General features: G+C 32.3%; 10 protein-coding genes and 2 pseudogenes. 9 read left to right on the forward strand and 3 right to left on the reverse strand.

Translation table 11 applies throughout. The annotated features are described in order from the left end of the window. Positions 1-78: 78 nt before the first annotated feature. Positions 79-987: pseudogene (locus tag RPL90_RS03695) on the reverse strand (DMT family transporter). A 104-nt stretch (positions 988-1,091) separates the two neighbouring features. Here RPL90_RS03695 and RPL90_RS03700 point away from each other — a divergent pair. Beyond that, positions 1,092-1,976, forward strand: coding sequence for an AraC family transcriptional regulator (locus tag RPL90_RS03700; RefSeq protein ID WP_313545675.1), 885 nt, complete (start codon positions 1,092-1,094; stop codon positions 1,974-1,976). Positions 1,977-2,217: 241 nt separating this feature from the next. Continuing rightward, positions 2,218-3,396 carry an MFS transporter gene (locus tag RPL90_RS03705; protein ID WP_313545677.1) on the forward strand — a complete coding sequence of 393 codons (1,179 nt, stop codon included), beginning with the start codon at positions 2,218-2,220 and terminating at the stop codon, positions 3,394-3,396. An 89-nt stretch (positions 3,397-3,485) separates the two neighbouring features. Here RPL90_RS03705 and RPL90_RS03710 read toward each other — a convergent pair whose 3' ends face one another. Further along, entirely contained in the window at positions 3,486-4,418 is a 933-nt protein-coding gene (locus tag RPL90_RS03710) for an alpha/beta hydrolase family protein (RefSeq protein WP_313545679.1), read from the reverse strand. Positions 4,419-4,713: 295 nt separating this feature from the next. Between RPL90_RS03710 and RPL90_RS03715 the strand changes: the two genes are divergently transcribed. The 7 genes and pseudogenes from RPL90_RS03715 to RPL90_RS03745 all read left to right on the forward strand — a co-directional run bounded on the left by RPL90_RS03715 (position 4,714) and on the right by RPL90_RS03745 (position 10,564). Beyond that, on the forward strand, positions 4,714-5,172 hold the full coding sequence (locus RPL90_RS03715) for a MarR family winged helix-turn-helix transcriptional regulator (RefSeq protein ID WP_313545681.1): 459 nt from the start codon (positions 4,714-4,716) through the stop codon (positions 5,170-5,172). Then, on the forward strand, positions 5,159-6,502 hold the full coding sequence (locus tag RPL90_RS03720; RefSeq protein WP_313545683.1) for a dihydrolipoyl dehydrogenase family protein: 1,344 nt from the start codon (positions 5,159-5,161) through the stop codon (positions 6,500-6,502). The genes RPL90_RS03715 and RPL90_RS03720 overlap by 14 nt, the downstream gene beginning before the upstream one ends. A gap of 15 nt (positions 6,503-6,517) precedes the next feature. Beyond that, a complete protein-coding gene (locus tag RPL90_RS03725; protein ID WP_313545685.1) occupies positions 6,518-6,997 on the forward strand; it encodes a glutathione peroxidase in 480 nt (159 codons plus the stop codon). Between the two features lie 49 nt (positions 6,998-7,046). Then, on the forward strand, positions 7,047-7,403 hold the full coding sequence (locus RPL90_RS03730; protein ID WP_313545686.1) for a PTS sugar transporter subunit IIA: 357 nt from the start codon (positions 7,047-7,049) through the stop codon (positions 7,401-7,403). 366 nt (positions 7,404-7,769) lie between these two features. Further along, a pseudogene (locus RPL90_RS03735) lies at positions 7,770-8,803 on the forward strand (TRAP transporter substrate-binding protein). Then, on the forward strand, positions 8,778-9,272 hold the full coding sequence (locus tag RPL90_RS03740; protein WP_313545687.1) for a TRAP transporter small permease: 495 nt from the start codon (positions 8,778-8,780) through the stop codon (positions 9,270-9,272). Before RPL90_RS03735 ends, RPL90_RS03740 begins: the two are co-directional and overlap by 26 nt. After that, positions 9,269-10,564 (forward strand): TRAP transporter large permease, encoded by a 1,296-nt coding sequence (locus RPL90_RS03745; protein WP_061854007.1) that lies wholly within the window; start codon positions 9,269-9,271, stop codon positions 10,562-10,564. The genes RPL90_RS03740 and RPL90_RS03745 overlap by 4 nt, the downstream gene beginning before the upstream one ends. A 176-nt stretch (positions 10,565-10,740) precedes the next feature. On the opposite strand, the gene RPL90_RS03750 is transcribed toward RPL90_RS03745, so the two are convergent. Further along, positions 10,741-12,846, reverse strand: coding sequence for a glycoside hydrolase family 31 protein (locus tag RPL90_RS03750; RefSeq protein ID WP_313545691.1), 2,106 nt, complete (start codon positions 12,844-12,846; stop codon positions 10,741-10,743). Positions 12,847-13,220: the final 374 nt, after the last annotated feature.

The following is a 13,220-nucleotide window of genomic DNA, read 5'->3' on the forward strand; positions in this document are numbered from 1 at the left end:
ATTATTAATCTTAGTAATTGGTTTCCTATAAGTTCTCAAAATTCATCTAATTTAAAAGGTTCATCAAAAGATCCAAGGTTATGAAGCTTTTTTCAATGATAGGGTCAAAATTAAAATAATGATCAGTATAATACCTACTAATTGCAGTGGTAAGAATTCAACTTTCAACCAAACTGCACTCGCTACTATAGCCATCACTGGCTCGATTGTTCCGTATAAAGTAGTTTCTTTGGCAGTTAAATAAGTTAAACTTTTAATAAAGAAAAAGAATGCGATTGCCGTGTCACCAATAATGCCGAATATTAAATATGCGGTAGTGGATATAGTTAATGATGCAAAATTAAAGTGCCATATGGGTGCCCTAAAGTTCATCACGACACCTGAAATTAGCATCGCCCAACCAACGACTAAGACGGATTGGAATCTTACTAATAATTGATTGGCATAAATCGTATAAAATGTAAGTGATAATCCGGAAATAATACCCCAAATTACACTTGGTGGCGCCACTAATAATTTATTGAAAGAGCCATTTGTTAATAATAAAAATATACCTGATAGTGTTAAAACAATAGCGATTAAATCAAATAGTTTAAATTTTTCTTTGCGTCGAATGACATACCATAAAATAATATAAACTGGCGCTATGTATTGTAATAACGTAGCTATAGCGGCATTACCATAATTAATAGAAGCCATGTAAGAATATTGCATAAGCAACATCCCGAATATTGAAAAAATAACTAATTGAATAATTGTATGGACATTAGTAAAAATAGCAAATATGGATTTTTGCCTATTCATTATTTTAAATAAAGCTAAAAGGGCGAGACCACTTATAATGAGTCGTGCTGTAACATACCAATTTATATCAATATTTCTTTGTTGAAATAAGAAATCTGATACTGTACCGCCTAATCCCTAAAGAGAAGCCCCGACAATAGCTAAGAAGATTCCCTGTAAACGTTGATTTGAATTATTTGTCATGTTATCACCTTAAAAATATTAATATATTGAAATTATAGCGTGCATAAAACTGCTATAATATATAAAAATAGTTTAAAAATATCAAAATATTGAGGTGTTCAGCTTTGTATAACGAAATGATTTTAGAAGAATCTAATGAAGAGCTTATACAATATCCGGATAAACAATGGAAACATTTTATTTTACATACTGTACTCAATAAAACGCTTTTCGGCTATATCCCTTTGCATTGGCATCATGCGCTGCAATTTATGTACGTTATCAAAGGTGGCGTAGATGTATTTATTGCCGATAAATCAATAAGAATAAAGCAGGGTGACGGGATTTTTATTAATTCAAACGTGGTGCATGAAATTAGAGAGCATATCGAAGCTACAGAGTATTATTGTTGGAATATCGAATTACCTGAAGTAAGTCATAATATGGAATTCGATTACGTGATGTCTATTACTAATTTTGTGGCGAAGTTACCTTATATTTATTTATCTGCGGATGACAAAGATGGGGTGAAATTACTAGAAATAATTAATGAAGCGGGCCAAATTTATGAACGACAACCTGCTTATTTTAAATTAGATATTACGATTAGGTATTATGAGACACTTAAATGGTTAATGAGTGCATTGCAACAAAACCATGATCATGTTGAATATTATTTCGATACGCGTGTAAAGTTGTTAATAGAATATCTTCATAATCATGCACATACTAAAATAACTTTGAAAACGCTAAGTCAGTTAATTCATATGAGTGAGTCAGAAACGATTAAATTATTTAAGCAACATGTGAATCAGACGCCATTTCAATATTTAACTAATGTTAGGTTAGAGCGAAGCATTAACATGTTATATGGTCAACAAACCTATACAGTAACTGAAATTGCAATGGCTTGCGGTTTTTCAACGACAAGTTATTTTATACAAATATTTAAAAATAAATACGGCATGACGCCGAAACAAATGCAAAAAAATGTTGGTTTACAATATTAAAAATTGTAGTAAGTGCTATTAGTTATAATATGGCTTCAATGTTTGTCGTTTAAAGACACTAGTCGCACCAATATTTTATGCTGTTAAAAATATATATCAAAGTGCAATATATATGTTGGAAAAATTAGAAAATTAAGAATTCAACTTATTTTAAATTTAATTGTGAAATACCCTTTAGACTTTTTGAGTTAACTGGCATAATAGAAACGTTGACTAAAAGTTGAAGGGAGTATGAATAAGTATGGAAAATAGCAAAAACTACAATCTTATCACTACAATTATGTTTATTTCAGGCATCATAGTGATGGGTAGCTTATACACCGCTTTACCGCTAACAGCCGCTTTTGCCAATGACTTTCATGTTCCTAAAGAGGTTGCGACATTGAATGGTGTTGTTTTTTCAATAACTTATTCATTAAGCTGTTTATTTTACGGCACAATTTCTGAAAAATTTGGCCGTATTAAAACAATATTAGTAGGTATTAGTGGCCTAGTGATTATTTGTTTAATAATTGGCTTTGTTCACTCATTTACTTTACTTATTTTTATGAGAGCTATACAAGGTGTTTTTGCCGCAGCATTTTCTCCAGTTGCTATAACATATACGACTGAAACCTATCCACCTGTAAAACGTATTACTGCTATAAGTTTTATTAGTACGAGTTTTATGCTTTCGGGTGTCTTGGGGCAAAATTTAAGTGAAATCATTGTTAGCCAACTCAATTGGCATTGGGTGTATTTTATTTTAACAATGTTATATCTAGTTCTCGTGATACTTATATATAAATTTGTGCCAGAAAGTCCTTATCAAAATCCACAGTTACAATTAAGTAAATTCTTTAGTAATTTTAAAGATTTTAGTAATAATTTAAACGTGTTATATTGTCTATTTATTTCATTAACTTTGTTAATTATGTTTATTAGTATGTATACAATTTTGAATTCATATATTACTTCCGAACAAATTGGCGGTAATATGTCTACTGCATCACTCATAAAAGTATTTGGCGTTATTGGGATGTTCTTATCGTTATTAGCAGGACGCATAAGCGGACGCTTAGGATTAAAACTTACGTTGACATTAGCCCTTCTAACGTGTGTCGTATCATTAGTTTTAATGGGAACTTTCCACAATGTGATTATGATTACTATATTTAGTGTGACTTTTGTAGCAGGCATAGCCTTTTCAATTCCTACTGTTATTTCTAAAGTAGGGCTAATTGTTAAAACTAACCATGGTTTTTTTCTATCTGTTAATACAGTAATACTATTTTTAGGTACTGCAATCGCTCCTATTTTAATGATTTATGTAGCTCGATTATCTAGTTATTTCGTAGAGTTTCTAGTTATAGCGCTCATAGGAATGATATCTGTCATAATTTCGATATTTATGCCCAGTGATCATCAAACAAATAGCTAAAAAAGTAAATATAACTCACAATTATTAAAATTATAGCCTTTAAATGAATTCTAATTGGGAATCATTTAAAGGCTATTTTTAATCTTTTATTAATCATCGTTTTTAGAAATAATAACACCTAAGTCATTGTTGCTATTATTAAATTGGTCACAAAGTGCTAACCAACTCGCAGATTCTATATTAAGCACGTAGCGGAAGTAAGCCCATGTAGCATATTGAATTAATTCAACTCTTTGAGGGTTGTCATCTGTTGTTTCTTTCACATCATAACCAGGTATACCTCCGAGTGAATGTTCTGCATCGTATAAATTCAACAAGCTTTTGCTTCCAGGGCTTTTATAATATGGCTCAGTCATCCATTCAGGTCCTTCAACAGTTAGTGGTGAATGATCTGAGTCACCTGCAATAACTAGTGTAGGCTTATTCATATACTTGAAGTTAGGATTTAGGAATGAAAAATTATCGACGGCAAATTGAGTCAACTTGTCGCCACCTTCACCGGCTGTAGCAAGAAGAACGCCTCCTTGCACTCTTGAATCTGATAAATCTTCACTTGCATAGGTCACTGGATCCATTACTTGTAGGCCAAGTAAATTTCCCGCAGTTTGTCCACCGAATGAATGGCCTGCTGTCACAATGCGATGATAATCTATGCGCCCTTGCAATCCAGGAACGAGAGATTCAATATAATCGAGATTATCGAGTATATGTTTCATGTCATCTACTCTAATACGCCATAAAGATTGTATTCTTGGATCGTCATCACTTAGATGAATCCTCTTAGAATCTAGAAAAGTAGGTTGAATCACGATGAAACCATGAGCTGCCCAAAAGTCTGCTAAAGGTTCATAACCATCTTGAGAGGAACCAAAGCCATGTGCGAAAAGAATAACAGGCAAATCTTCTCCAGTTGATGGCGCAGAAACTTTTATAGATAAATCTTGTCCTCGCTCTGGTCTAGATAACATTATATACTTCATTGAAATAATCGGTTGTGCTTCATTTAGCTTAACGTCTAACATAATTAACAAAACTTCCTTTCATATCTTTTAATATAGCTACATAGTAATATACTGCCGTTCACTTTACGTAATTGTTAGGTGGATATTTATAAAGACATTTTGAAACTACAATTATGTCATTTATTAAATAATCGAAGTAACTACAACAAAAGTCCGTTCACTATAATAAGTAAGCTACATTTTAAATCTTTCAAACTTATAATTAAAGATTATTGCTTTAAAATACTCATAAGTTCATTTGGTTGATTAATCGTGCGCGATTGATTAAAGTTGAACTAGAAGAGGAGGGGTTATTTTGATTGATGAAGAAATGAAATTGGCTAATCAGTTATGTTTTTCTGCTTACAATGTTAATAGATTATTTAGCAAATTTTATGAACAACAATTAAAAAAATTTGGTTTAACATTTTCTCAATATCTTGTTTTACTGACGTTGTGGGAGGAAAATAATCAAACGCTGTGGACCATTGGTAAAAAATTAGATCTAGCGAGTAACACTTTAACGCCATTACTTAAAAGATTAGAACAAACTGGCTGGATTCAAAGAACTAGAGCTGAAAATGATAAACGACAACTTATTGTAACTTTAACTACGAAAGGTATAGACCAGCAAGAAGAAGTGCATAAAGCTATTTCTAAATGTATTTCTTCACAATTTGACGTAGATGAATATATAAAAGCTAAAAATATTATGGATAATTTAGAAGAAACGTTGAAAACTATTACAAAGGATGATTCAAATGAAACAATATGATGTCGTATTTTTAGGTAGTGGACATGCTGCTTGGCATAGCGCATTAACTTTAAACCAAGCAGGTAAATCAGTAGCTATCGTTGAAAAAGATCGTATAGCAGGTACATGTACGAATTATGGTTGTAATGCCAAAATTTTATTAGAAAATCCGTATGAAGTGTTAGAGCAAGCTTCACACTATCCCAACATAATTAATACTGAAGCATTATCAGTGAATTGGGAAAACCTTATGTCTTATAAACATAAAATCATTGACCCTATGGCAAATACTTTGAAAGGTTTATTTGAACAACAAGGTATAGATATTATTGAAGGGGCAGGAAGATTAGTAGATGAGCATCATCTCGTAGTAAACGGTGAACAATATTACGTGGAAAACATAGTTATTGCGACAGGCCAACACAGCAATAAGTTAGATATTGAAGGATCTGAATATACGCATGATAGTAGAGATTTCTTATCATTAGATCAAATGCCAAATAGTATCACATTTATAGGCGTAGGCATTATTAGTATTGAATTTGCTAGTATAACTATTAAATCTGGCGTAGAGACGCATATGATTCATGTTGACGATGAGCCACTCAAAGGTTTTTATTCAGCACATGTTGCTAAATTAATGGATAAATTGGCTGCAGAAGGCGTTCAATTCCATTTGAATGAAAATACTACTGCGATTAAAGAGCAAGGTGATCGTTATACAGTAGCAACAGAATCGGGATTAGAGATTACCACTGACTATGTGCTAGACGCTACTGGACGCAGACCAAATGTAAATGGTATTGGACTTGAAGAAGCGGGCGTTAATTTTACTGCTCGAGGCGTACAAGTAGATGAATATTTACGTACAAATATCCCTAATATTTATGCTAGTGGTGATGTATTAGATAAATCAATTCCTAAATTAACACCTACTGCAACATTTGAATCTAACTATATCGCTGCACATATTTTAGGTATGAATGACAATCCTATTAGTTATCCCGCAATACCTTCAGTCTTATATACACTACCAAGATTGAGTAATATTGGGGTTGCTATAGATGAAGCGAACAAGTGCGACGATTATAAAGTGAAAGATATTCCTTTTGGTAAACAAATGGTGTTTGAATATAAAAATGAAACTGAAGCGGAAATGACTATCGTTTTGAATAGTAATAAACAATTAGTAGGAGCTGCAATTTATGCCGATGATGCACCGGATTTAGTCAATTTACTAACTTTCATTGTGAATCAAAAATTGACGGCTCAAGATTTAAATCAAATGATTTTTGCATTCCCTGGTTCATCTAGTGGTGTGATAGATCAATTGAAATTAGCAATGTTATAAAAGGGGCGCTATAAAATGACTAATAATATTTATGATATACAAGTTGTTAACAAAGATGGTAGCATTTATTATTTAAATGACTATAAAGGTAAGGTAATAATAGTTGTAAATACTGCTACAAAATGTGGATTGAGTGGTCAATTTGAAGAATTAGAAGAGCTTTATCAAAAATATAAAGATCAAGGACTTATTATTCTAGGTTTTCCGTGTAATCAATTTGCCAATCAAGAACCTGGTACAGACGACCAAATCTCAGAAACATGCAAAATTAACTTTGGTGTAACTTTTCCAATACATGCTAAAATTGACGTAAACGGTAAAGACGAAAGTCCATTATTTACACTACTAAAAAATGAAGCATCAAGTTTATATGGTAAAAAAATTAAATGGAACTTTACGAAATTTGTTATCGATCGAGAAGGTAATGTAGTAAAAAGACTTGCCCCTAAAGATAGTCCTAAAAAGGCTGAAAAATTAATTCAAGATTTATTGTAAATAGTCGTTTGACAAGATAAAAGGCATAGTAGCAAAGGAGTTATGCGATGTGGACAAATTAATTTTAGTCAGCTACAGCCAATTTTGCAATGAAATTAAAGATAGTTTAGAAATGATACTCAGACCACAGCCACAAGTTTTCACTGTACCATTACTAGAAGAAGGAGGCGAAGCCGACATCAAACAAAAGTATAACGATATAGTAAATAAAGATGATAACATAATAGTCTTTGTAGATTTACTGGGTGGGACGCCGTCAAATGTAATGTCTCAATTGCTTAAGGAAGGACAAAACTTCAAATTATATACAGGGATGAACCTACCAATGGTCATTAGTTATATAAGCAGTATTGTGCATGGACAACCGAAAGACTTTCATGTTAGAGCACGAGAAGGCATCGTATAAGTTAATGACATGCTCAATCATATCGATGATGAAGACGAATAAACTAGAATAAGTAGCAGTTGAAATTTTTAAATGAGTAGAAATAGTTAGTTGGTTATTATTACCAAAATAGTGGTCAGCCTTAATTGAGAGGCTGGCTACTTATAGTTTATTAAATATAATTAATTATAAATTAACGATAAATATTTAATAATTATGTTAGTGTAATAATATAACTATTGATTTAGACATAAATTAAATTTACAATAATAAATAAGGGATATTTTTTTTGAGCATAAATAACAACGTTGTTATTTATATAAGTGATTAAAATTTTATTATGCATCAATAGTTAGTTATTGACGAAGATTAAATGGAGGGGATTATATGGCCAAATTTTTAAGTATTTTTGTAAGCGCATTCATTATTTGGGGTATGTTTAGTTTTGCGTTTAACTCACAGATCAAAGCACAAGAAAAACCAAAGGAGATAGTTTTAGCTCATAATCAACCAACAGAGCATCCTGTACATAAGTCGCTTGAAATCTTTAAAAAGGAATTGGAAAAAAATCTCATGGTCAAATTAAAGTGAAAATATACCCTAATGGCCAATTGGGTAGTGAGCGTGAAGCAATAGAAATGACACAAACAAATGCTATACAAATGACCAAAGTATCTGCGGGTGCACTTGAAAGTTTTTCACCTTCGTATTCTTTATTTAACGCACCATATTTATTTAATTCACAAGACAATTATCGTCATTTAATGAAAGAGAAAAAAGTCCAAAATGCATTTTTCCATAGTACTTTTGATAATGGATTTTTAGGAATTACATATTATGATGCCGGCGCTCGTAATATTTATACCAAAGACAAAGCTATCAAAAATAGTAAAGATTTAAAAGGAGTTAAAACACGCGTTCAACCAAGTAAAACGAGCGTTAAGCTAATTAAATCATTGGGCGGTACACCAACGCCTATGGATTTTGGTGAGGTATACACTGCGATGCAGTCCGGTGTTATAGATGCTGCTGAAAACAATGAAACAGCACTCACAACCAATAATCATGGGGAGATAGCGAAAAACTATTCTTATACAGAACATGCTTACGTTCCCGATGTCTTAATTATGAATAAGGATACTTACAATGATCTTACAAAGCAACAGCAAAAATGGCTTGCTGAAGCGGCGGCTGATTCAACTAAAAAGCATGAAGTTTTATGGGACAAAGAAGTTAAACATGCAAAGGAAGTTGCTAAAAAAGATATGGGAGTGAAATTCCATAAAGTAGATAAATCATCGTTCAAAAATGCATCCAAACCGTTACGTAAAGAGTTTGCTAAAGATCCAAAAACTAAAAAATATTATGACTTAATTCAAAAGGAGGAAAAGAAATATGAAAAAAGTAAAACAAAGCATTGATAAAGTATTACTTACATTAGCTGGTATTGCATTATTTATAATGGTTTTATTGTCTATTTATCAAGTGGTCTCACGTTTTATTTTTAATACACCAAGTACAGTTAGTGAAGAAATTGTACGATTTCTTTTGATATGGTTTGCGCTGCTTAGTGCTAGTTATGTTTTCGGAGTTAAAAAACATATTGCCATTTTATTTTTTAGAGAAATTTTACCTAAAAAAGTACAGTTAATAATGGAAAAAATTACTGATATTTTAATTATAATTATTGCGCTAGTATTGATGATTTACGGCGGTTATGAAGTATTAAAACTGACGTGGACACAATACGCACCATCTACAGGGTTGTCGATGGCAAGTATGTATGGCGCACTCCCAGTATCTGGAATATTTATAATTTTTTATTCTATCTACAACTTATTGGATAAAAGCGAATTAGATAATATGGATGATGGGGGGACTACATCATGACGTTAGTGGCAGGTTTAGTATTATTTATTAGTTTCTTTGTATTTTTATTTTATGGATTGCCGATAGCTATTTCTATTATTTTAAGTTCTATAATTACATTATTATTGATATTACCTTTTGATGTAACCATTGCGACAGCAGCACAACGTATGGTTACAGGGATAGATGATTTTACAATGTTAGCAATTCCATTGTTTGTGTTAGCTGGCATCATTATGAATAATGGTGGTATAGCATTTAGATTAGTTAACTTTGCAAAAGTCTTGGTAGGACGATTGCCTGGTTCGCTGGCACATACAAACACTGTTGGGAACATGTTATTCGGTTCAATATCTGGGTCAAGTGTTGCCGCTGCGGCTGCCATGGGTCGTATCATGGGGCCTATGGAAAAGGCACAAGGCTATAAAAAAGAATATTCTGCCGCTGCAAATATCGCTTCTGCACCATCAGGTTTATTAATACCTCCAAGTTCTTTACTAATAGTCTATTCTCTAGTTAGTGGTGGGACATCTATAGCGGCACTATTTATTGCAGGATATATTCCAGGTATTTTATGGGGTATTTGCTGTATGATTGTTGCATTTTTTATGGCTAAAAAACATGGCTATAAAGGATCTGAAAAGATTGCATGGAAAGATAAAATATTTTTATTTTTAGATGCTATTCCAAGCTTATTACTAATTGTCATAGTAATAGGTGGGATTGTAGTTGGCGTGTTTACAGCAACAGAAGGAGCAGCAGTAGCTGTATTATATGCAACAGTATTGTCGCTCATTTATAAAAGCTTAAAAATTAAAAATATACCAAGTATAATTAAAGAAACTGCAGAAATTACAGGGATGATTTTATTTTTAATTACTGCTTCGGCATTATTTTCACTCGTTATGAGTTATACAGGTTTACCTGAAGCAATATCTAAAAGTATTATTTCGTTAACTGATAATCCAATTCTGTTATTACTATTAATGAATGTTATTTTATTAATAATTGGAACTTTTATGGATATTACGCCAGCAGTATTAATTTTTACTCCGATTTTTTTACCAATATCTGAAGCTATAGGCTTAGATCCTATTCATTTTGGAATTATTATAGCCTTTAATTTATGTATAGGTAATATTACGCCACCAGTGGGAAGTGCGTTGTTTGTGGGGGCTAGTGTTGGAGAAGTCAGGGTAGAATCAGTATTTAAATATTTATTACCTTATTTTGCTATACTTATCATTTTATTACTTGTTATTACCTTTATACCGCAATTATCATTATTTTTACCAAAATTATTAGGATTATAATAAAAGAAGTGAGTCTGGGGCTGAATATTGTCTTCAGGCTCAATTTTTATATGAGCAGTAGATGACTGAATTGAAAATGCGCTTGTATCAAGCTTTTTCCAACTCTAGTCATCTTTGCCGGGGCGGAACTACAAAATCCTCTTATAAAAATAAGATTTTTGTCCCGCCCCCATTGTTTAATTAAAAGATATTAATTTTTCATGCTCTAATTTATCGTCATACATAGGAATTTGACTATTTTTTTGAATGAAGATAGGGATAGTGTCAAGTTTAATATCTAAGGAGATATATTGACCACCTTCATAACTTTCTTGTGTAAAGAAATTAACCCAACCTTTATTGTTTTGTGGTAAGTAGATTGTTTTAGTTGATTGTCCCGGTTCTACTACTGGTGAAACTAACATCTTCGAACCTAACATCCATGTGTCGTAATCTTCTAATGTCTGAGTGTCTCGTTCAAACTCTAAAAACGTTGGTCGTACAATAGGCGTAAAATCATGATGACTCTCTTGTTGTAATTGGTCAAAATAAGGAATTAAGCGTTCATGAAGATGCATTGCTGCTTTAACTTCTTCGAGCACTTCAGGATGCATCCAAGGTTCATTTACCGTTTGATCGCTATTCCAAGAATGTATTGAAAAACGAGGATAAAATATACCATTTTGTACCCAACGTAAAAATAGTTCAGGATCAGGTTTGGGTCCGGAAAAGCCTCCGATATCATGACCAAAGTTATGTACTCCCGATAAGCTTAATCCTTGAGCCATATAATTATTATATTTTAAAGATTCCCAGCTTGTATTGTTATCACCGGTCCAAGTTTGCACGTATTTAGACATACCTGCGCAACCGGAACGACTAATGATATAAGGAGTAGTGGTGTCAGTTTCTTTCATTTGAATCTCCCTAGATGCCATAGACATTAATAATGGCATGATGACTCTATAGTCATTGAAGTTAGTATGACCGCTATTAAAGCCATGAACTTGCGCGTGTGAATCCCAAATTTCAAATTCATTATTGTCATTCCATGTGCAATGAATGTGGTTGTCGATTAATTTTGTTTTGATTTGATGTTGCCACCATGCAATCGTTTGAGGATTAGTAAAATCTAAGTAATAGCCTTCATCATCCCAAAATTGAATTTTAAGAGGGTCGCCATGTTCATCTTTTATAAAACCGTCAAACTCCAAGACTTCGTCAAGTAGCGGATGATTTAACATAAGTGATGGCTTAATGTTTGCTACCACTTCCACCTTATCATCTGTAAATGTCTTACCAAATGCTCGTGGATCAGGAAACTTGTCATAATTCCAATTGAAGACATACCGTTTATCGTCTATGGATGTATACCCCGATGATAAATGAAATGACCGCACGTTAATATCGTGTTTCTTACAATCATTAAGAAAGTGAGATAAACGTGCCTGAGAATGTGGTTCGTCAGTATACTGCATCGTTGAACCTGAGTATGAAGCGCTCCAGCTAGGAAACATAGTTGGACGACCTGTGATCTGGCTGAACTTTTGTGTTACGTCCTTTATAGTAGAGCCACCTATAACATAATAGTCTAAGAAAGTTGCTTCCGTTTCATAATAACGATAATAGCCATGGTAATTGTCTAGTTCTTTCCCTAAATCAAATGTTGAGCGTTGATAATCATCGTAATAAAGACCATAAGTCTTTTTAGTTGATGGCTTATAAGTAATATAAAAAGGAATATGTTTATATAAAGGGTCAGTATTTTTGGCGCTATAACCCATAGCGTCAATATTTAACATGCGATAGCGTTCGCCGTGTTTATTTACTGTGCCCGACTTTTCACCTAGGCCAAAGTATTTTTCATCTATTTCCCTGGAAATATAGTGGCATGTAGGATGGTTATCGGAAATGTCGAAATGATAAGCTTGAGTGTGACGATCATTAAATAAAGGTTGGAATGTATCCTTAGCATCTTTTTGAAACCAATAAAATTTCAAACGTTGTTTATTTATTACTAATTTTAATTGAGTCGTCTTAATAGTTATGTACTCGTCGTTTTCATCGACAGTAAATTTGGATAATGCAAAACCATGTGTATGATATCTTGATAGACCTTCGTATGGTAAAACAGTGTCATAAGGCGTAATAGTATAAGTGGGTAGTGAAATATGTGCAGTATTACTTACTTTTACGTTGATTAAAGTTTCTTCTAATACACGAATAGTATAAAAAATTTCTTTAACTGGATGTTTAATTTCTATTGTATGATCATTAATTACTTGCGCAAATTTATGTGTCATTTGAACTCCTCCTATAAAAATGAAAACGTTGTTATTTTATAGCATATAGTTTTATTTATAGAAATGCAAAGTTATTAAATATTGATTTTAATAATATAAAAACTATTTTTATCAATAAATTAACGTAAGATTAAGATCTAACATTTCAGGGCATAATAAAAGTGGCTTAAATATTGAAGAAGTAGAGAATTAAGTATTTAGTCAAAAATCACAGCATTTTAATTAAAGTTGCTCATTATCGACATGATGGGATAATGTAACTTTTACTTAATAAGACACTTTATAATGTGTCAATAACTTAACATTAATAAAACAGCGGAAGAGAGTGGGTTAATTACTTTAACCATTACAACTTGTGCTTTTAAATTGATATA

The organism is Staphylococcus kloosii, from assembly GCF_032139365.1.
Classification (GTDB): domain Bacteria; phylum Bacillota; class Bacilli; order Staphylococcales; family Staphylococcaceae; genus Staphylococcus; species Staphylococcus kloosii_A.